The 20,802-nt window shown below is 39.0% G+C and carries 21 protein-coding genes and 3 tRNA genes; 18 read left to right on the top strand and 6 right to left on the bottom strand.

The features are described from left to right. Positions 1-46: 46 nt before the first annotated feature. Entirely contained in the window at positions 47-241 is a 195-nt protein-coding gene (locus NG55_RS12460; protein WP_016541198.1) for a hypothetical protein, read from the bottom strand. Between the two features lie 479 nt (positions 242-720). Between NG55_RS12460 and NG55_RS12455 the strand changes: the two genes are divergently transcribed. The 7 genes from NG55_RS12455 (at position 721) to pgaD (ending at position 7,453) form a co-directional block, all read left to right on the top strand. Continuing rightward, positions 721-1,755: a CobW family GTP-binding protein gene (locus NG55_RS12455; RefSeq protein ID WP_065343427.1), complete on the top strand. Its 1,035-nt coding sequence runs from the start codon at positions 721-723 to the stop codon at positions 1,753-1,755. A 54-nt stretch (positions 1,756-1,809) separates the two neighbouring features. Further along, on the top strand, positions 1,810-2,340 hold the full coding sequence (locus NG55_RS12450) for a YaeQ family protein (RefSeq protein WP_065343426.1): 531 nt from the start codon (positions 1,810-1,812) through the stop codon (positions 2,338-2,340). Positions 2,341-2,370: 30 nt separating this feature from the next. Further along, positions 2,371-2,712: an FKBP-type peptidyl-prolyl cis-trans isomerase gene (locus tag NG55_RS12445; protein WP_004652009.1), complete on the top strand. Its 342-nt coding sequence runs from the start codon at positions 2,371-2,373 to the stop codon at positions 2,710-2,712. Between the two features lie 365 nt (positions 2,713-3,077). Continuing rightward, positions 3,078-3,479, top strand: coding sequence for a hypothetical protein (locus NG55_RS12440; protein ID WP_016541201.1), 402 nt, complete (start codon positions 3,078-3,080; stop codon positions 3,477-3,479). Positions 3,480-3,735: 256 nt separating this feature from the next. Next, positions 3,736-5,733 (top strand): poly-beta-1,6-N-acetyl-D-glucosamine N-deacetylase PgaB, encoded by a 1,998-nt coding sequence (gene pgaB, locus NG55_RS12435; protein WP_065343425.1) that lies wholly within the window; start codon positions 3,736-3,738, stop codon positions 5,731-5,733. 13 nt (positions 5,734-5,746) lie between these two features. Next, positions 5,747-7,003, top strand: coding sequence for a poly-beta-1,6-N-acetyl-D-glucosamine synthase (pgaC, locus tag NG55_RS12430; RefSeq protein WP_016541203.1), 1,257 nt, complete (start codon positions 5,747-5,749; stop codon positions 7,001-7,003). 33 nt (positions 7,004-7,036) lie between these two features. Then, positions 7,037-7,453 (top strand): poly-beta-1,6-N-acetyl-D-glucosamine biosynthesis protein PgaD, encoded by a 417-nt coding sequence (pgaD, locus tag NG55_RS12425; protein ID WP_065343424.1) that lies wholly within the window; start codon positions 7,037-7,039, stop codon positions 7,451-7,453. 143 nt (positions 7,454-7,596) lie between these two features. Here pgaD and NG55_RS12420 read toward each other — a convergent pair. Further along, positions 7,597-7,682 (bottom strand) — tRNA-Leu (locus NG55_RS12420). Between the two features lie 212 nt (positions 7,683-7,894). On the opposite strand from NG55_RS12420, the gene NG55_RS12415 reads away from it, so the two are divergent. The 5 genes from NG55_RS12415 to NG55_RS12395 all read left to right on the top strand — a co-directional run bounded on the left by NG55_RS12415 (position 7,895) and on the right by NG55_RS12395 (position 13,958). After that, positions 7,895-9,655 carry an alkaline phosphatase D family protein gene (locus NG55_RS12415; RefSeq protein ID WP_065343423.1) on the top strand — a complete coding sequence of 587 codons (1,761 nt, stop codon included), beginning with the start codon at positions 7,895-7,897 and terminating at the stop codon, positions 9,653-9,655. A 321-nt stretch (positions 9,656-9,976) separates the two neighbouring features. Further along, positions 9,977-10,876 (top strand): helix-turn-helix transcriptional regulator, encoded by a 900-nt coding sequence (locus tag NG55_RS12410; protein WP_065343422.1) that lies wholly within the window; start codon positions 9,977-9,979, stop codon positions 10,874-10,876. A gap of 30 nt (positions 10,877-10,906) precedes the next feature. Continuing rightward, complete coding sequence (locus tag NG55_RS12405) at positions 10,907-11,992, top strand: chemotaxis protein (protein ID WP_065343421.1); 1,086 nt, start codon at positions 10,907-10,909, stop codon at positions 11,990-11,992. A gap of 59 nt (positions 11,993-12,051) precedes the next feature. Continuing rightward, positions 12,052-13,701: a DNA repair protein gene (locus tag NG55_RS12400; RefSeq protein ID WP_065343420.1), complete on the top strand. Its 1,650-nt coding sequence runs from the start codon at positions 12,052-12,054 to the stop codon at positions 13,699-13,701. Then, the gene (locus NG55_RS12395; RefSeq protein WP_016541209.1) at positions 13,698-13,958 is read left to right on the top strand and encodes a YkgJ family cysteine cluster protein; all 261 of its coding nucleotides are present in this window, start codon (positions 13,698-13,700) and stop codon (positions 13,956-13,958) included. Before NG55_RS12400 ends, NG55_RS12395 begins: the two co-directional genes overlap by 4 nt. Positions 13,959-14,156: 198 nt before the next feature. Here NG55_RS12395 and NG55_RS12390 read toward each other — a convergent pair whose 3' ends face one another. Next, a complete protein-coding gene (locus tag NG55_RS12390; protein WP_016541210.1) occupies positions 14,157-14,354 on the bottom strand; it encodes a hypothetical protein in 198 nt (65 codons plus the stop codon). A gap of 168 nt (positions 14,355-14,522) precedes the next feature. Between NG55_RS12390 and NG55_RS20615 the strand changes: the two genes are divergently transcribed. Next, positions 14,523-15,095 (top strand): DUF4339 domain-containing protein, encoded by a 573-nt coding sequence (locus tag NG55_RS20615; RefSeq protein ID WP_023271428.1) that lies wholly within the window; start codon positions 14,523-14,525, stop codon positions 15,093-15,095. 129 nt (positions 15,096-15,224) lie between these two features. On the opposite strand, the gene NG55_RS12380 is transcribed toward NG55_RS20615, so the two are convergent. After that, positions 15,225-15,310: transfer RNA gene (locus NG55_RS12380), tRNA-Leu, on the bottom strand. Positions 15,311-15,318: 8 nt separating this feature from the next. Next, positions 15,319-15,392 (bottom strand) — tRNA-Cys (locus NG55_RS12375). A 152-nt stretch (positions 15,393-15,544) separates the two neighbouring features. Here NG55_RS12375 and folD point away from each other — a divergent pair. The 3 genes from folD to NG55_RS12360 all read left to right on the top strand — a co-directional run bounded on the left by folD (position 15,545) and on the right by NG55_RS12360 (position 17,537). After that, positions 15,545-16,393, top strand: a complete 849-nt coding sequence (gene folD, locus NG55_RS12370; protein WP_004652016.1) for a bifunctional methylenetetrahydrofolate dehydrogenase/methenyltetrahydrofolate cyclohydrolase FolD — start codon at positions 15,545-15,547, stop codon at positions 16,391-16,393. A 47-nt stretch (positions 16,394-16,440) separates the two neighbouring features. Further along, complete coding sequence (locus NG55_RS12365) at positions 16,441-17,109, top strand: class I SAM-dependent methyltransferase (RefSeq protein ID WP_004801487.1); 669 nt, start codon at positions 16,441-16,443, stop codon at positions 17,107-17,109. A gap of 143 nt (positions 17,110-17,252) precedes the next feature. After that, entirely contained in the window at positions 17,253-17,537 is a 285-nt protein-coding gene (locus NG55_RS12360) for a GNAT family N-acetyltransferase (protein ID WP_016541213.1), read from the top strand. A gap of 61 nt (positions 17,538-17,598) precedes the next feature. Here NG55_RS12360 and NG55_RS12355 read toward each other — a convergent pair whose 3' ends face one another. Further along, on the bottom strand, positions 17,599-18,021 hold the full coding sequence (locus tag NG55_RS12355) for a hypothetical protein (RefSeq protein WP_016541214.1): 423 nt from the start codon (positions 18,019-18,021) through the stop codon (positions 17,599-17,601). A 261-nt stretch (positions 18,022-18,282) separates the two neighbouring features. Between NG55_RS12355 and glpK the strand changes: the two genes are divergently transcribed. Beyond that, positions 18,283-19,797, top strand: a complete 1,515-nt coding sequence (gene glpK, locus NG55_RS12350; protein WP_065343419.1) for a glycerol kinase GlpK — start codon at positions 18,283-18,285, stop codon at positions 19,795-19,797. Positions 19,798-19,848: 51 nt separating this feature from the next. Then, entirely contained in the window at positions 19,849-20,607 is a 759-nt protein-coding gene (locus NG55_RS12345) for a DeoR family transcriptional regulator (RefSeq protein WP_004652022.1), read from the top strand. The last annotated feature ends 195 nt before the right edge of the window (positions 20,608-20,802 follow it).

The raw sequence follows: 20,802 nt of genomic DNA, 5'->3' as shown, positions 1-20,802 counted from the left end.
CATTACCAATGTGAGTCTAAGGAACTGGAGGAACCTTGAGATCTAATTAGTTTGTTGGTGCAGGTGTAGATGCAGGCGCTTCAGCTGCTGCTACATCAGTTGCAGCTTGACCTTGAGTTTCAGGTTGTTCTTGAGTAGAAACAACGACTTTTTCTTCAGTTTGAGCTTCTACTGGTGCTGCAAATGTAGACGCTGCTGCAAGAGTAAGTGTAGTCGCAAGAACAGTTTTAATCAGTTTCATGTTTGGCATCCTTATTTCATTTAAAAATAACAACCTTCATGGGATGATTCGGTTAATCCAAATCTCTCAATTTCGGCATGAGGTTCATGCTATGTGCCAAACCCATTTGCGGCAATATTCTTAACAATCTATTACGACTATCTTAACAATATGAAATATTGCGTGCTGTTTTGTAGCTGCTATGTAAAACAGCATGGAGAAATTAAGGATGAAAATGTATGTAAATATGTTTTTATGGTTAAAAAATAATCGCTAATTTTACGTGTTTTAAACATTAAGTTTGGTTTTCTAAAAAATGCTTAATTGAATAAACCATTTATTTTGAATATTTAAATAAGATTTTTAGATTTTAATTGTGATGTATATCACTTTATTTTTGATTGATGGGGTGTGTATCTAATTATGGGTAAAACCATTCTTTATTTTATTTCATCAATTTTTCGCTTTAGAATGAAATAAATTTTTAATGCGAGTCTATCGTGAAGCTTGTTGCTCCGAAAACAGTGCCTACCCATATTATTTCTGGTTTTTTAGGAGCGGGTAAGACCACATTATTGCAGCATTTATTGGCTCAGAAACCAGAACATGAGGTCTGGGCAGTTCTGATGAATGAGTTCGGGCAGATTGGTGTTGATCAGCAACTGATTACTCAGCAACAAGGCTATGCGGTAAAAGAATTGTTGGGGGGCTGCTTGTGTTGTAGTAGTCAATTACCGATGCAAATTGCATTGTCCCGCCTGCTGAGTGATAGCAAACCGGATCGTTTATTTATCGAGCCCACAGGTTTAGGGCATCCCGCACAATTATTAGAACAACTGACTGAACCGCATTGGCAGAGTAGTTTGGCTATGCGAGCTTTAGTCATTGTTGTGGATGGTAGTCGCCTACATGACCAAGACTGGGTCAAACAGAATTTATATACAGATCAATTAAAAGCAGCACAAATCGTGGTGTTATCGCATATCGATTGTATGACCGCAGCAGATCATCAAGCCTATGTGGCTTTAAAACAAGAATATGACACTTATGTCCAGCATTGGATTGAAGCTGAAAATGGGCAAGTAGAGATTCAACAATTGGATATTCAGCAGCAACCTGTACAACGTAAGATCCAACCCTTATTAAGATTGCAGCAAACGCAAGCTGTTGAACCGCTGCCTGAAATAAAACAGCTGCCATACCATTATGTGGAAACGACGCAAGGTTATACGGTAGCAGGTTGGAAACTGCCTAAACGCTGGCAGTTTAACTTCTATGATTTGTTGGATCTATTATGTGCTCAGCAGGATTGGGTGCGTATTAAAGGTATATTTAATACTGAGCAAGGTTGGAAAAGCTTTAACTTTAACCCGCAGCAGTTTAACTATAAATCGGCTGAGGAAAGCATCGACAATCGAATTGAGCTGATTTGTCAGTCAACACGAGACTGGTTGGCTTTTGAAACACAATTATTGCAGTGCCGTATCAATCCGATTGATGATCAACATGATCAAATCGCACATGCTTCTGGGTAAAATAGAGTATGCTTAGCGCCAAATTTGAGTACACCGTATTGAAGAGTATCGTTTATGGCGCTAAAAGCAACAATATATAAGGCAGATCTGAATATTGCCAATATGGATGAGCATATCTATGCAGATTATCAGCTCACACTTGCTCAGCATCCTTCTGAAACCATTGAGCGTTTAATGGTGCGTATTTTAGCTTATGCGCGTTTTGCCGATGAGCGTCTAGAATTTACCAAAGATTTATTTGAAACTGATGAGCCTGCACTATGGCAAAAAGATCTGACAGGGCTGTTAGAGAAATGGATTGAAGTCGGTTGTCCATCTGAAGATAAAGTTAAAAAAGCCAGTGCGCGTTGTAAACAGGTTGCAGTGGTGACCTATGGCGCTCAATCGGATGATTGGTGGCAGAAAAATACCAAGATTAAAACCTTAAGTAATGTGCAAGTATGGCAATTGGCCCCACAAACCACACAAGCACTTGAAGAGTTATGTGAACGCACCATGCAATTGCAGTTGAATATTATGGATGGTGAGTGGACTTTGTTAAGTGACAAAGGACAGGTCGACATTCAGTGGCAACAATTGCAATAATTTTAGTTTGAGTGATGTGGAGAGATAGAAATGAGTGCAGAATTAGAAATCATTGACTTGAAAGTAGGTGAAGGTAAAGAAGCGGTTCGTGGTGCTTTGATCACGACTCACTATACAGGTTGGTTGGAAGATGGAACCAAGTTTGACTCGTCTTTAGATCGTGGCAACTACTTTGAAACTGTGATTGGTACAGGTCGTGTGATTAAAGGTTGGGATCAGGGCATCATGGGTATGCGTGTGGGTGGAAAGCGCAAGTTGATCGTACCTGCACATTTGGCCTACGGCTCACGTAAAATGGGCAAAATCATTCCAGCCAATGCTAATCTGACTTTTGAAATTGAACTATTCGATGTAAAAACACGCGACGAATAACCAGTTTTGATTGAATGAATTGAAGCGGTTTAGTTTTTTTAGGCTAAATCGCTTTAAAATCATAAAGATAAAATAATATTAATAATTGTATAATAAGATTTTGATTTTAAAAACATTTCTTTCATCTGAATTTTATTACAGCCCAAGAAAAATATATTGATTCTATATACAGTCCTGTATATCTTTGAGTTAAAAGAGCAATTTTTCTATGACCCTTATTGTTACAGCATAAATCGGTATTCTCAGGGTGTGAAATATTGTGCTTTAGGTGACGATAGGTTGATGGGGGTAAGTCAGCTATAGTTCATCGATGATAAAAATGTGGCAAAAAGTAATGATAAGAATTTGAGTGAGTAGAGGTCGATATGAATGATTATTTGGATATCACTGCATCAGAACTATTAAGAGAGTTAGATCATTTTTTTCTGATTGATACCCATGATGGCGCCCAGACTGGTTTTTGGGTCAATGAAAAAGCGCTAACGGACAAACATTACTGGATGGATGGTGATTATAAGGTTGAAATCCTCAGGTCTTTACAGCCTTCGCATCAGTATGCACCACATGACTATAAAATCACGCGTTTAGCAGTAGGGGAGAATGACAGCAATGTGGTGTTATTGGATTATGATGGCGTGCATAAAAAAATTCAGAGCTTCCGCCGAGGTGAGTGGGTGAACCGTCTGAATAAATATTTTTATCAAAAAGAGCGCCACTATTTACAGCAGCTTGCAGACCATCCCAATTTTCAATTAATACAGTATTAATCTCGTACGACGACGCTTAAATCCCCCCTAATTCAAATATTGAAATAGGGGGTGGTGTGCTTACCAAAAAATATTCAATTAAAATGTGATTGATTTCATAAAAAATACATTTAAGTTTATTTTCAGCTTTTAAAATTATAAATACAATCCGTACTTCCAGCTGACCATTAAAAACATCTTATTTGTCCATAAAATTGTAAGATGATGCAGGCATGATCTGCGATCAGCGAATTTCTAATCTTGAGACGATATCTCTATGACAACACGTTTAGTGTCTCCGACGTTAAAAACTTTTTTAGGTCTTGTGTTTGGGGTTGTTGCCAGTACTACAACTTTTGCGGCAAATCCAAAAATCGATGCAACCACATTGACTGTCATTGGATATCACGAAATTACAGATCGAAAAGATGCACTGATTCCAAGCTATGCGGTTACCGCCAAACAGTTTGGTGAGCACATCGACTGGCTAAAAAAGAATGGTTATCACTTTATTAATGTTGATCAACTGATCAAAGCACATCAAGGCAAATATAAATTACCAAGCAAACCTATTTTGCTGACGGTGGACGATGGTTATCAGTCGTTTTATCAAAATGCTTATCCGATTATTCGTGCGAAAAAAATTCCAGTGGTGTTAGCTGTTGTCGGATCTTGGTTAGAGCCTAAAGCAGACCAGAAAGTTGACTTTGGGGGGGAGCTGATTGAGCGTAATAAAATCCTGAGTTGGGATGAACTCAAGGAAATGCAAGACAGTGGTTTGGTCGAAATCGCTAGCCACAGTTATCATTTACACCAAGGCATTAATGGTAATCCGCAAGGAAACTCAGAACCTGCTGCGATTACGCGTATTTATGATCCTAAAACCAAGAGTTATGAAAGTGATGCAGCTTATCAAGCTCGCGTTTATCAAGATTTAAAAAAGAACAATGACCTCTTAAAATCACATGGTTTACGTTCACCACGCGTGATGGTCTGGCCGTATGGCCGCTATAATATGCAGTTGGTACAAACCTCCAAACAGTTGGGGATGCCGATTACCATTACTTTGGATGATGGGGCGGATCATGCCAAGCAATCACTACAAAATATGAGTCGTATTTTGATTCAGGGTAATATGTCAACCAGTGCTTTAGCACAGGAGATTAAGAACCGCGAACTGAATCTCAATGACAATAATCGACCGCAAAAAATTATGCATGTCGATTTGGACTATATCTATGATCCAGATGAGAAGCAGCAAGAACGTAATCTTGATCATTTGATTGATCGTATTAATGGTATGGGCGTGAATACGGTCTATTTACAGGCTTTTTCTGATCCAGATGCCAATGGTTCTGCGGATATGGTGTATTTCCCAAATCGTCATATTCCAATGCGTGCAGATTTGTTCAATCGTGTGGCTTGGCAAATTCAAACCCGTACGCCTGTACAGCGTCTATATGCATGGATGCCATTATTGGCGTGGGAACTGCCTAAAACTGATCCAGTGTCGAAAGATTTAGTGGAAACCCAGCAAGCAAAAGCGGGTGAGCATTTGAATATGGGCTATATTCGTCTCAGTCCATTCTCACCAGCAGCACGACAAACAATTAAAGAAATATATCAGGATTTGGCTAAATCAACGCCGTTTGATGGCTTGTTGTTCCATGATGATGTGACTTTGTCAGATTATGAAGATGCCAGTCCTGATGCGTTGGCGGCATATGCCAAGCAAGGCTTGCCAACAGATCTTGCTAAAATTCGTGACAATGATGCCGATTTGCAAAAGTGGACCGCTTATAAAACCCATTATTTAGATGATTTTGCAATGGAATTGGCTGGAGAGGTGCGTCAGTATCAGCCATTTTTGGTGACGGCTCGTAATCTCTATGCGCAAGTAGCTTTAAATGCTTATGCGGAAAATTGGTATGCACAATCTCTAGAGCAATCACTAAATCGTTATGACTTTACTGCGATTATGGCGATGCCTTATATGGAGCAATCGGACAATCCTGCAAAATTCTATTCAGACATTATGAATCGTGTGAAGCAGTATCCAAACGGCATTAAAAAGACCGTGATGGAGTTACAGGCGGTAAACTGGCGCAATGACCAGAAAGTACCATCTGAAGAAATGGCGGCAACGATTAAGTCCTTATATGAGCAGGGTGCAATGCATATCGCTTATTATCCAGATGATCCGATCAAAGGACATCCAGATGTAGAAACTATGCATAAGGCTTTTGGTCTAAAATCATCTCAATTAGTACCATAGTCGAGTAATGTAGATGAGTTGGATTGCTTTATTGTGGTCATATGCCATTAAATTTGTTTTTTACTATCCATTATTTATGTCGTATTTATGGATGGTTGGCGCAATTATTTTTTATTGGAAAGAGCGTCAAGATCCTCCCTATCAGCAACCCGCGGCCTTACCTGAGTATCCCAAAGTCGCGGTATTAGTCCCTTGTTTTAATGAAGGGGACAATGCTGAAGAAACCATTAGCCATGCACTCAAATTGGATTATCCGAATTTTGAGGTGATTGCGATTAATGATGGTAGTTCTGACAATACGGGTGAGGTGTTAGATCGATTGGCGACACAGTATGAAAAATTACGTGTCGTACATCTGGCACAGAACCAAGGTAAAGCGATGGGACTACAAGCGGGTAGCTTGATGACCGATGCAGAATTTCTGATCGGGATTGATGGCGATGCTTTGCTTGATCCACATGCCGCTAAATGGATGATACGACATTTCTTAGAAGATCCAACAGTTGCCGCAGTAACGGGAAACCCGCGTATTCGGACCCGTTCGACTTTACTTGGACGAATTCAAGTCGGGGAATTCTCTTCGATTGTCGGCATGATCAAACGTGCACAACGTACTTTTGGCCGGTTATTTACCGTGTCGGGTGTGATCACGGCCTTTCGTAAAAGCGCTGTTCATCAAGTGGATTATTGGTCACCGAATATGTTGACTGAAGACATCGATATCACATGGAAATTACAACGTGCAGGTTGGGATGTCCGCTTTGAGCCAAATGCTTTGGTGTGGATATTGATGCCGGAAACCCTTAATGGTCTATGGAAGCAACGTCTACGTTGGGCGATGGGTGGCGCACAGGTCTTAGTTAAAAATATTGATGTGTTTTTAAAGCCTAAACTTAATTTTTTATGGCCGTTGATGTTTGAACTATGTTTGACACTCATTTGGTCATATTTGATGCTTATCATGGCGGTGATCTGGTTATTGCACTTTATCTTTGCAATTCCAGCTCTTGCGGTGGTGAGTTCACCATTTTTACCATACGGTAGTGGAATTTTATTAGGTGCGACCTGTTTAATTCAGTTTGCTTTAAGCAAATGGATGGATAGTCGTTATGAACCAAACCTAGGGAAAAATTATTATTGGATGATTTGGTACCCGTTTGTGTTTTGGTTGATCACAATTACTGCTACAATCGTCGCCTTTCCAAAGGTGCTGTTGCGTAATGATGAGAAACGTGCCCGTTGGATTAGCCCAGATCGTGGAATTCGTTGAATCGAAAAGATTCATTTTGCTGAGTAAAAAGCAATGAAAGCAGATAGCTTGATTATTGATGTACGTCGCCAGCTCCCATGGCATAAACGTTACTTCTCAACCACCACCACTGCAATGATGTGGGCGGGTTGGTTACTGTTATGGCGTCCATTTATTTTAGTGTGGGTGTTGGTTGAATTACAAAAGACGCATATTGCTCAACGTTTGATGGCTGCATTTAGTGATGGCATTGAGCATGGTGTCACTGCATTATTTATGTGCGCGGTTGCATTATTGTTGTGGGGATTGTTGCCTGCTAAACGTGTGCATAAAAAGCATGCTGTTGAAAAGACCTTGCCTGATTATGCGCGTTATTTCGAATTACCGGAGCAAGAGATTCAGGTAGGACGTCAGCAGAAGATCAGCATCGTTCATCACGATGAGAATGGTAAAATTATTCGCGTAGAGTAATTATTTATTATTCTAAATCAAGAAGATCGAATGCCTTAATTTTTGAATTAAGGCATTTTTTTATGCTGGGTCTTAAATTTCAGACATAAAAAAACCAGCTTTCGCTGGGTTTTTATTTGCACCATCTTTCACTAGTTGGAAGATGGTGCCCGAGGCCAGACTCGAACTGGCACGCTTTGTGGGCGGGGGATTTTAAATCCCCTGTGTCTACCGATTTCACCACTCGGGCATGTGCGCAATGATAGAGGACACTTTAAAACTTGGCAAGAGTAAAACTTGCTATTTGCTTTCTTTTCAATCAATTCATGTGCTTATCTGATGAAAATTAAGCATTGTCATCATATTTTCATGATTCTTTCATCAAATTGAGATCAAAGCTTCATCTAAGCCCATTAATTTCAATCATTTACTTATAGTGATAAAATTAAGGTAGCTATCCAAATGACAGCAAAAATTTCACGACGGGAACTCATTCAAAAAAGTCTATTCGGTTTCGGGGCGTTGTCTTTATCTGCGGGATTTACAGGCTGTAATGACAGTTCAGATCAAGAAACAGCAACATTGCAAGTGAGTTTTGAACATGGGGTTGCCAGTGGTGATCCTTTACAAGATCGCGTGATCTTGTGGACCCGCTTGACGCCAAGCGAGAGTAGTGCCCGTCTGCAAGTGACATGGGAAATTGCTTTAGATCAGCAATTCAAACAAATCATTAAAACCGATAAAGTTACCACGGCTGCAGCGCAAGATTTTACTGTAAAAGTGGATGCCACAGGCTTAAAACCAGATCAGTCTTATTTTTATCGGTTTATCTTCGGCGATAAGGTTTCACCTATCGGACAAACCAAGACATTGCCAAGCAGTGCGACAAAAGTCAGTTTTGCGGTGTGTTCATGTTCAAACTATCCAGCAGGTTATTTCTATGTGTATCGTGAAATGGCCAAGCAAAATGTTGATGTAGTTATTCATCTGGGGGACTATATTTATGAATATGGTGCAGACGGCTATGCAGCAGAAGATGCGGCTAAACTGGGGCGTACACTTGCAGCTGACAACAATAAGGAAATCATTAAACTAGATGATTATCGCAAACGCTATGCGCTCTATCGTAAAGATAAAGATCTACAGGCATTGCATCATCGTCACCCATTTATTGTGATTTGGGATGATCATGAACTTGCGAATGATGCATGGCGCGATGGGGCTGAAAATCATCAGCCAAACGAAGGGCCATTCCTTGATCGTAAGCTCGCGGCTTTACAGGCTTATTTCGAATGGATGCCAATCCGTCCTGTCGATGATCAACATACCAAGATTTATCGCCAGTTCGATTTTGGTAATCTGGTTCAATTAACGATGTTGGATACGCGAATTATTGCGCGTGATGAGCAATTGGACTATGCCAACTATATGACAGCGAATGGTTTGGATATTGCAAAATTCCAGGCAGATTTGACCAATCCAGCACGTACTCTAATGGGCTATACCCAACGTGATTGGCTGATTGGAAAACTGCAACAGTCGACAGCAACTTGGAATGTGCTCGGTCAGCAAATTTTAGTGACCAAGATGTTAGTTCCTGCTGAGTTGCTACTTGCTTTGGCTGAAATTACTGCGGGTAATCCGAGTGCAGATACTTTAAATAAGATGAATGCCCAAATCACTGAATTAGTAAAATTGAAACTTCGGTTATTACAAGGTGATCCGACTTTAACAACACAAGAAAAAGCACGTGTTCTGACGGTTGCACCTTATAACCTAGATGCATGGGATGGTTATTTTGCTGAGCGTGAGATTGTGTATGCTGCTTTGGCGCAATTAAAGAAGAAAGTCGTGGTGCTGGCGGGAGATACGCATAACGCATGGTCATCAAATTTATACAGTAAAGATGGTGCATTCGTTGGGGTAGAGTTAGCAACCAGTTCAGTGTCTTCACCAGGCTTGGAAAAATACTTAAATATTCCATTGGCACAGTTGCAACAGTTTGAATTTGCATTTACGACTTTGATTGATGAGTTGAATTACTGCAATTTAAATCAAAGAGGCTATTTGATTGTTCAATTTGATACTACTCAAGCGCAATCACAATGGATTTATCTGGATTCGATCAAAAAGCCTGAATATGTGATTGATAAAACCCGTGGTTATCAATTGAGCTTGGATAAAAACTTATTGCCATTGAAAACAGGGCAGCAAGTCGCATAGTTGTTTTGTTGTGGCTAATTCATTATTCGATGAATTAGCCATTTTAATCTATGTTTCTCTTAGATCTTATCGTTGTTCTCATTAATTGTCATAAAGTGACTTTATTTTTCTAAATTTGGCAATAACTGCTGTTGTCCTTCAAAAAAATAATAAAAGTAAAAATAATTAATTAATCAGTATAAGATCAGTTTTATTTTAAGCGGAATGGTCTATCAAAATTGAGTGAAAAAATAAAAGATATTAATTCTGAGTGACACAACCTGTCAAAGCAATGTGAATAATAAGCATAGATTGATTAAAACCAAATAAACTAGGTAAATAATGGCAAAAGTTTCTGAAAAAAGTGGGCAACTAGCTGAGCGTTTAGCGAAAATTTTAGTCAAGTTAAATAGTGGGATGAAACTTGATATTAAAACATTGGCAGACGATCTGAACGTTAGTGAACGTACTATTTTCCGTGATATTGGTCGTTTAGAGTCAGCAAATTTAGTTTTACTGCGAGATGATCAACAGCGATATTATCTAGACTCCAAATCAATGGGGCTGTTTAAACAAAAAGATATTAAAGTCTTTGCTCAGATGTCAGGTATTCATAGTTTATATCCAAATTTAGCTACACCATTTTTAACTAAGTTGTTAAATCAGGGTCAGCTTACCTATGCAGCAAAGGGGTATGCTCATGAAGATTCAAGTAAATTCGAACATCTATTAGATATATTGTCAGAAGCAATTGAAAAGAAGCAACAAATTGGTTTTCTATATAATGGAGAGTCACGTGTCGTAGAACCTTATCGTTTAATTCATCATCATGGTAGTTGGTATTTAGCAGCCGTAAGAAAAGGAAAATTGCGGACTTATCGCGTAAGTCGTATCAACAAATCTTATGAACAACACCATTTAGAAAGATTTGAACATAAGCCAGATGTATTAAAACAGCTTGAAGATGAAAATAGTATTTGGTTTGGACAAGAAAAAATTGAGGTTAAATTAAAAATCCATGCAGATGTTATCTCGCATTTTAAGCAACGGAAACTTTTGCCTGAGCAAGATGATAATCTGATAGAACGAGAAGATGGCGGCTGGGATGTTTCTTGTAAAATCAGTCATGCAATGCAGCTTTTGCCTTTAGTACGGTATTGGATTCCACATGTGGAGATTATAAGTCCTGATTATTTACAGGATGAGTTGGAAGCTGATCTAAAAAAATATTTAGCTCGGTAAATATTAAAGTTAAACTGATAGGAGAGGTTTATGCCATTACCATTTATTTTAGCAGGTGCTGCTATCGCTGCTGCAGTTGGTGCAAAAAAAGGGTATGACGGTTATCAAGACAAAAGCCGTGCAGACAATATTATTGAAGAGTCAAAAAAACTCTATCGTAATAAGAAGGATGTATTTGATGTTGTTAATAATAATACTAGCCAAGCCTTAGAGAGTTTGGGTGAGCTTGAACTTAAAATAGGTGAAGATTTTGATAGGTTTGATCGGTTAGTTGAAGAGATACTTCGTAATAATAATTTTCAGAAATATGGAAATACTAAAATTGAACTTCCGAAGCATAAATTGAATCAAATTAAGGAGGTTGCAATTAGTGCAACAGATTATTTGAGAACGGCGGTAGGTGGTGGGGTATCTGGTGCCGCAGCTGGATTTGCTGTGTATGGTGGGGTAATGGCGCTAGGTGCAGCCTCCACAGGAACACCAATAGCAGCTTTGTCTGGTGCAGCTGCATATAATGCAACAATGGCTGCAATTGGAGGAGGCTCTCTAGCTGCTGGGGGGTGGGGAATGGCTGGCGGGGCAATGGTTTTAGGTGGGGCTGTAGTTGCACCTGTATTGGCTGTAGCTGGTATTGCTTATGCGATACATGGTTCAAAAGCATTAGAAAATGCGCAAGATGTTAAACAACAAATTGCTGATGCTGTGGATAAAATGGATAAAGCAAAAGAGCAATTATTCAGGGTAGAACAATATGCTCAGAAAATTGCATCAGAATTAGAAAGAATATATGTCATTTTTCAAGAGTATTTTGAATTATTGAAGGATGTAAATGAAATTGTAAAAAATGGTGATGAAGAAAAAATTAGAAATCTTACCGCTACTGCGAATTTATATATTCAAAATGGAATCATACTCGCTGCTATTATGGCTAAGCTTATTTCGACACCATTATTTAAGGTCAAAAGAGATTTTGAAGGTGGGGCTATTTTAGGTAATGATAATTTGCCTCAAATTCAAGTTGATGCAGATGGTATACAGATTTTAGATAAAGCTAGATTGGATAAAGCTTTGGAAACAGCAAGTGAAGATTTTTATAATTTTAAAAATCCTCGTTAATTAAAAATAATCATGCATCCTTTATTTTTATAAAGTAAAGGATGACTTTGGATGTTGGTATGGTAGCACAGGCATTTGATTGGTCAGAAGAAATTAATAAAGTTGTGACTAAAAGTTTAGTAACGACTTTTGGTCTAGATTTTCTATTGTTAGAAGATAAAAAAGGTGGTGATGTTGATACTATTCATAATGTTAGGCAGGGGATATGGGCAACAGAGCAAGAAATGCAAAATTATGAGTGTCGAGGAAAATACGATTCAGAGGCTTATCATCGGCATGCAAACTATATAGAAACAAATAGAATAAATAAAGAATTACAAAAATCTGGTGAACTTAAAGATGCCTACAGGAATAATAAAACATTTGCTTTTCAAAATAAGCAAGAAAAAACAAACTTAGACCATGTTATTGCAGCAGTTGAAATTCATAATGATGCAGGTCGAGTCCTAGCAGGGCTTGATGGAGTGGAGCTCGCAAATAAAAGCTCAAATTTGTGCGTAACTGGAGAAACAATTAATAAGGTAAAGAATAAGCATTCCATTACAGAGTTGCTAGGAGATGGGAAACCATTGCAACAATCTATAGCAAGTCGTGAGGTGAATATCGAGAAGTTAAAAAACAAATTAGAGAGTATGCCGCAAGATTCACCACAACAAAAACATGAGTATCAACAAGCGTTGAACACTCTAAAAGTACAGCAAGAACGATTAGAGCAATTACTGCAAGTTAATCCTGATACTATGAAAAAGGTAGATGCAAAAGCAAGGGCTGAAAATGAAAAACAGATTAATTCATATTATACAAGCTCGAAATTTTTTAATGCAAGTATAAATGCAGCAGGTGTAGCTGGAATTAAGATGGGGCTAAGAGAGTCTCTTGGTCTTGTTTTTGCCGAAATTTGGTTTGAACTTAAAGAACAGATACCAAATATTTATGAAAAGTATAAAAAGATTGAATTTAAAATTCTAGATTTTTTAAATGATTTGAAAGAAACAATAATCAATATTGTTGAGCGAGTGAAGATAAGATTTAAAGATCTTTTATTAAATTTTGGAACAGGTACAATTTCTGGAATATTTTCTAGTATTACGACGACTATATTAAATATATTTTTAACAACCACAAAAATTTGGGGGAAGATGATTCGTGAAACATGGTTGAATATAGTTAATATTGCTAAGTTAGTTTTCTTTAATCCTGAAAACTTAAGTACAGGCCAACTTGCAAAAGCAACTTTTAAAATTTTGTCGGCGAGTATAGGTGTTGTTGCAGGGACGATAATTCATGAGAATCTAGTTGTATTAGAGGCACTGCCTTTTTTAAGTGCAGAGATTCGTGGTTTTTTTACAGCTCTTGCAACTGGTATTATTACCTTGGGTTTGAGCTATTTTATTGAACAAAGTCCTATTATGTTGAAGTTTTGGGAGTATTTGGATGGATTTAAAACAAAATATGAACGGACTCTTGATCATTTTAAAGAAATAAATACTGAACTAGATCGATATATATTTGAGTTAACTCAATTAGAGTTTGGACTAGACCTTAATGAATTATCACAATTTGCATCTCAGTTAGAGCGAAAAAGCTCAGAATTTGAAAAAAATCTAGTGTTGAAGCAAGAAGTTGAAAAGCAAGGCATCGTTTTGCCATTTGAAACTGGTAATCAGGATAGCACAACAAATTGGTTATTGGGGTTAACTAGAGAATGAAACCGTTTCCATGTACTCAATGTGGTGCATGTTGCCGTCATGTCAATTTATCTGAATTGACTGCTTATCTAGATCGTGGTGATGGTGTTTGTCATTACTACGATTTAGATACACGTTTATGTGGTATATATGAGAATCGACCAGAAATTTGTCGAGTTGATGATTATTATAAAAAATATTTAAAAGAGCGGTATGTTTGGGATGATTTTATTGAGTTAAATTTGATCGTATGTAAACAATTAAATGAGTTGGATTAAAATTAAATCTATGGTTTTTGATTTTCTAATAATTTTAATTAATCATTTTTTAGAGCTGATAAATCAATCTGCTGAAGTGGAATTGGCTGAGGCAATAAAAAACTGAACGATTGAGTTTGGTTTTAGTTAAACTTTATCTAAAAGCTGTATGTACTCAGATAATAGATTTTAGATTTAATTTCTTGCCTTTGAGATGATTTAAACGGTAAGCCATTCCTTACGAATGTTAGTGACTTGATCATACTGATTTAAATCAAATGTGACTTTAAACCCCAACTTTAAATCGATGTCTTCTCGCCATTCTTCACTAGAGAATTGATAGCGAACAGAATTTTCATCAATAACTATGCCTGCTTTATTCAAAGATGAATAATGTAAAATAAGTCCAATAATCATGATGTTCTCTTTAATTGGTGTTTAATGTGGCGTATTTATAAATAAAGAGAATGACAGCTAGTGTCATTTTAAAAATTAAATATAAAAATAAGAAAAATATTTAATACTGACATAAGCTGTCAAACAGCTTGTACATATTCAATCTGTAACTTTTATAGGAAGCAGATAATGGAAAAAAATCTTAATCTTGAAGAAAATTTGGCTAATGAATGGTTTTATGAAAAGAATGGGGAGCGTATAGGGGCAATTTCACAATCACAAATGATTAATCTTATTCAAACAGGAGGTTTGCATCGAGACACTGTGGTATGGAGAAAAGGTTTAAAGGATTGGGTATTTTTAGAAAAAACTGAGTTGAATCAATTTGTTGATAATACTCTTCCACCTCCATTAACTGGACAGCATGTAAATAATACCATGGTGTGGGTATTGGCTTTTGCACCTATTTTAGGGCTATTTCTTGAATATTTTGTCGCAGGCATATTCTCTGGGGGCAATGTTGAATTAGCGACTTATAAGGTAGAGGAAGGCTATTATTTTGTAATTACCATTGCCTTAAATATTATGCTTTCTATTCTAGATGAGAAACGGTTGGACAAAGCTGGGGTGAAAACAGAAAAATTTAAAGGTATGGTGTGGTTAGTGCCTGTGTATTTATTCCAACGTGCTAAAGCGCTAGATCAGAGTCTTGCTTATTTTATCGTATGGATTGTTTGTTTTATCGTGGCAAACTACAGCTAAAACTGAAAATGAACAATTTACCATGAGGCTGCTTAGGTTGCCTCTTTTAGATTATTGGGGAATATTCAGACATAAAAAAACCAGCTTACGCTGGATTTTTATTTGCACCATATTTCAGTAGCTGAAAGATGGTGCCCGAGGCCAGACTCGAACTGGCACGCTTTGTGGGCGGGGGATTTTAAATCCCCTGTGTCTACCGATTTCACCACTCGGGCTTTACCAATGGAGGCGGAGGTCGGAATCGAACCGGCGTACACGGAGTTGCAGTCCGCTGCATGACCACTCTGCCACCCCGCCATCTCTTGGTGATGCACATATTAGCAACCTTTAAAAAAAAAACAATAGTGTTTAGAGCGAATATGCACATAAAAACAACATCTAAAAGAATATTGCTCAAATTATCATGTATTATTTACGCAATTGATTCATACCCACTTTGGAGATGCGCTGTGGCATTGGTTTTAGACGGTCGTGCATTAGCAAAACAAATTGAAACGGATTTGTTGGTACGTGTAGAAGCATTAAAAGCAAAATCGGGGCGTACCCCAATCTTGGCAACCATTTTGGTTGGTGATGATGGTGCATCTGCCACTTATGTGCGTATGAAAGGCAATGCTTGCCGCCGTGTTGGCATGGACTCGCTTAAAGTTGAGCTTCCAAAAGAAACCACAACTGAACAATTATTGGCTGAAATTGAAAAATTAAATGCTAATCCTGATGTGCATGGCATCTTATTGCAACATCCAGTGCCTGAACAAATTGATGAAAGAGCCTGTTTTGATGCGATTTCATTGGCAAAAGACGTCGATGGCGTGACGTGTTTAGGTTTTGGTCGTATGGCAATGGGCGAGGCTGCATATGGTTCTGCAACGCCAGCGGGCATCATGACCATTTTGCAAGAAAACAAAATTGAAATCGCAGGTAAACATGCGGTTGTGGTTGGGCGTTCTGCTATTTTGGGTAAACCAATGGCGATGATGTTATTACAAGCCAATGCAACTGTGACGATTTGCCACTCGCGTACTCAAAATCTGCCAGAATTGGTTAAACAAGCCGATATTATCGTTGGTGCAGTCGGTAAAGCTGAGTTGATCCAAAAAGACTGGATCAAGCAAGGTGCAGTTGTGGTTGATGCAGGTTTCCATCCGCGTGATGGCGGTGGTGTCGGCGATATTCAATTGGTCGGTATTGAAGAAATCGCATCTGCTTATACCCCAGTGCCGGGTGGTGTGGGGCCGATGACAATCACGACTTTGATTCGTCAAACTGTAGAAGCTGCTGAAAAAGCATTAGCGTAACGATTAATAACCCCTCGTTAAGAGGGGTTTTTTAGAATTCAAAAAATATGAGTTGCACTTTTCAATTTGCCAAAGCACCTGAACATTTGTTACAGGCCTTGCATCAGGTGATTCCCAATACTGATTTACTCGCACAGCAGTTACCTGAAACGCCGATTTCACTGTGGTTAATTCCGCCAGTATTTCCAACAGACCGCTTAGATGATGAAGTGATTCGACGGATTTGGAATGAAACACCGTATTGGATTTTTTGTTGGGCTTCTGGTCTGGCAATGGCGCAATGGTTGTTGGCTGAGCCGCATCACGTTAAAGACAAGGTTGTGTTAGATTTTGGTGCTGGATCTGGTGTCGTTGCGATTGCGGCAAAAATGGCAGGTGCTAAACGCGTCATTTGCTGTGATATTGATCCCGTAAGTCTTGCATCATGTCGTGAAAATGCCTTGCTGAATGATGTTGAACTCGAGTATCTAGACGATTTGTACCAGTCAGAACAAGTTGATGTGTTATTGGCGGCAGATGTACTGTATGACCAATCCAATCGTTTCTTTCTGGATGAGTTTTTAAAATTTGCACCTGAGGTTTGGGTCGCGGATAGTCGAGTCAAAAACTTTAGTCATCCTCAATATCTAAAAATTGATGAGCGTAGCGCAAGCACTTGGCCAGATTTGGATGAAGCCAAAGAGTTTAGAAATGTTAGTTTTTACCGAACCAAATAATACGCCTCAGTGAAAAGCTATATTGTATTGAGGTTATCAAATCTCAACACACTCTGTTCAGTATGCGTGCTAAAACATTCAGACGAAATAAACAGATAGCCTTCGGGCTGTTATAGAGAAGAATGTTTAAAAAAGGAAGGTGTATGAGTATCCAGCAGACTGATGATGGGAAACATGGTGCATTTAAGCTGTTTGAGGGCGAGGTGCTCGCAGGTGAAATGGCTTATACATGGGCGGGAGACAGTATGCTCATTATTGATCATACCGATGTGAGTGATCAATTTCGTGGGCAAGGTGTCGGACATAAGTTGTTAAAAGAGTTGATTGGTTTTGTGCGTGAACGTCAGGTGAAAGTCATTCCTCTATGCCCGTTTGCAAAATCGGTGTTCGATAAAGATCTTTCGATTCATGACGTATTAAAAGGATAAGATGAGTTGGATGTATTCTTAATACTGGAATACATCCTTTCTCATTGAGCAAGCTATACAATTAAGAACAGGTATAGCGAACCACTTTGAGAGTGCTTGGACGTGCCTCAAGTGCCTGACGGGTTGCATAGCCTTCACTATTATTTAAATCAGGTGAGTTCGATAAGCCAAATGTTGCGCGGCTATTACCGATTTTTACGCCGTATTGCTCTTGTTGGGTTGGGTTAACGATCTCATTGACACTCAATACTGCAAGTTTATAGGTCTTGTCTGCACCTAAAATTTGCTTGCAGGCATGTTGTAATTTCTTTTCATCTAAATCGCTATTGCTCCGTGCCGCGAGAGTATAGGCAACAGTCGCGGAAGTGGCCGTTTTATTTTCGATTTGATAACCCGTTGTGCCGTTGTATTGATGTGGACTGCTTTGACAGGCTGCAAGAACAAGAGCACCGCTCATAATTAACAATAAATTGGTTTTTTTCATATCAATGATCCTGTTATTTCTGGTTTTAGTATCGCATAAAATAAGTTTTTTATTGTGAGGAATCTTTAAAACACAGGCTATTCATCGTTTTTTAGCTTCAAATATCAAGAAAGAATTTTCGTTTTCGAACAATTTTGCATATAATCTGCCAAGTTTTTTATTTAATACAGAAGTCATTGCTTTTTTGTAGTATTTGAGCCCGTTTTTTAACGGGCATTTAATTTATTGCACTATACATAAGCAAGTCTGGATAGGTATGTCATGATCTCTACAGATAGTCAAAAGAAATACGTGGTTGCATTTGACCAAGGTACAACCAGTTCACGTGCGATCGTATTGGATCACGATGCGAATGTCATCAGTATTGCTCAGCGTGAATTTACGCAAATTTACCCACAACCAGGTTGGGTTGAGCATGATCCAATGGAAATCTGGGCGACACAAAGCGCCGTATGGGTTGAAGCTTTAGCGCAAGCAGGTATTTCTAGTGAGCAGATTGCAGCAATTGGAATCACTAACCAGCGTGAAACCACTGTCATCTGGGATAAGCAGACCGGCAAACCTATTTACAATGCAATTGTATGGCAAAGTCGTCAAAGCAATGAAATTTGTAATCAACTGCGTCAAGATGGTTGGCAGGCTTATGTTCATAAAGTCACTGGTTTAGTTCTTGATCCGTATTTTTCTGCAACAAAAATTAAGTGGATTCTGGATCGTGTTGAAGGCAGTCGTGAACGTGCAGAACGTGGTGAGTTGCTGTTTGGTACGATTGACACCTGGTTACTATGGAAATTGACCAATGGCCAAGTGCATGTCACTGACTATACCAATGCATCTCGCACCATGTTATTCAACATTGAGACTTTGCAGTGGGATGACAAGTTACTTGAAGCCCTGAATATTCCTAAAGCGATGTTGCCAGAAGTACGTAGTTCTTCAGAAATTTATGGTTATACCCATACCATTAGCGGACAAGAAATTGGGATTCCAATTGCTGGTATTGCTGGTGATCAGCAGGCTGCACTCTTTGGACAAATGTGTGTAGAAGTGGGGCAAGCAAAAAATACCTATGGTACAGGTTGCTTCCTGCTTATGAATACGGGTAAACGCATTGTTCAATCTGATCATGGTTTACTGACCACAATCGCCTGCGGTCCACGTGGTGAAGTGAACTATGCATTGGAAGGTGCGGTGTTCAATGGCGGTTCTTGTGTGCAATGGTTGCGTGATGAGCTGAAAGCGATTAATGATTCGCACGACTCTGAATATTATGCAACTAAAGTAAAAGACAGTAATGGGGTTTACGTCGTTCCAGCCTTTACGGGCTTAGGTGCACCGTATTGGGATCCAACAGCGCGCGGTGCGATTTTGGGGATCACCCGTGGCGTCAGCATCGAACATATTATTCGTGCCACATTGGAGTCGATTGCTTATCAAACTCGTGATGTGCTGGATGCCATGCAGCAAGATTCGGGTGAGAAATTGCGTACTTTACGTGTCGATGGTGGTGTAACTGCGAATAACTTCTTGATGCAGTTCCAAGCCGATATCATGGGCACTTCAGTTGAACGTCCTGCGATGAAAGAAACAACGGGTATGGGTGCAGCATTTTTGGCGGGTCTGGCGGTCGGTTTCTGGTCGGATTTAAATGAATTGAAGAGTAGAATGACCATCGAAAATACCTTTACCCCAGAGTGCAGTCAGGATGTGACTGAAAAACTCTATAAAGGTTGGTTAAAAGCAGTCGGACGTACTCGTGATTGGGCGGAAGATTAAGTTAAAATAACCCCAATTAAAGATGACTAAAACAACATAGGATGGATGAGCATGAGCTTGATACTACGCCAACAGAAAACCCTCGAATTAGTGAGAGAGCGTGGCTATATTAGTATTGAAGAGCTTGCTCAGCATTTTGATGTCACGCCGCAAACCATCCGTCGTGATATTAATCAACTGGCCGATGAAGGCTTACTTCGCCGTTATCATGGTGGTGCAGCGCATGATTCAAGTGTGGAAAACACTGAATATACGATGCGTGTTGGCCATATGTTGGAACAAAAAAGAACGATTGCAGCCGCAGTGGCTGCAGCTGTTCCTGATTATGCCTCTTTATTTATCAATATTGGTACTACTACGGAAGCCATTGCTCACGCATTGCTGAATCATACGGGTTTGCGGATTATTACCAATAACCTCAATGTCGCTAAAATCCTCAGTACCAAAGAAGATTTTGAGGTATTGATTGCCAGTGGGCGTGTCCGTCCGGATGGTGGGGTGATTGGTCAGGCGACGGCAGACTTCTTTAAGCAGTTTAAAGCGGATTATGCTTTAGTCGGCATTAGCGGCATTGAAGAAGATGGCACCCTGCTGGATTTTGATTTCCAAGAAGTGTGTGTCTCTCAGGAAATTGTTTCCAGTGCCCGACAAGTATTTCTTGCTGCGGATAGCAGTAAGTTTGGTCGTAATGCCATGATTCGTTTGGGCTCACTCAAGCAAGTCGATTGTATTTTTACCGACCAACAACCAAATGATGAATTTATGAAAACCATTCGCGATTTAGATGTTGGCTTGATTGTTGCCCAATAAATCTTCATTTTCGAAAAATTGTTACTTTTCTTGAGTCAGAACTATTTGGCTCAAGTCTTTTCAAATAAGAACTAAGCGCTAAGCATCAGCCGCCTTTATATTGAAAGATTCTCTTTGTTTTAATGCTGCTATTTTCAGTTTTGACCATTTATCTAAAAATGCCTAGAAATTGGCATTTTTTTGACGTTTTTTTAT

Origin of the sequence: Acinetobacter gyllenbergii, assembly GCF_001682515.1 — a bacterium.
Lineage (GTDB): Bacteria > Pseudomonadota > Gammaproteobacteria > Pseudomonadales > Moraxellaceae > Acinetobacter > Acinetobacter gyllenbergii.
Note: the sequence above shows the minus strand (reverse complement) of the source record. Positions and strands in the feature narration are given on the sequence as shown.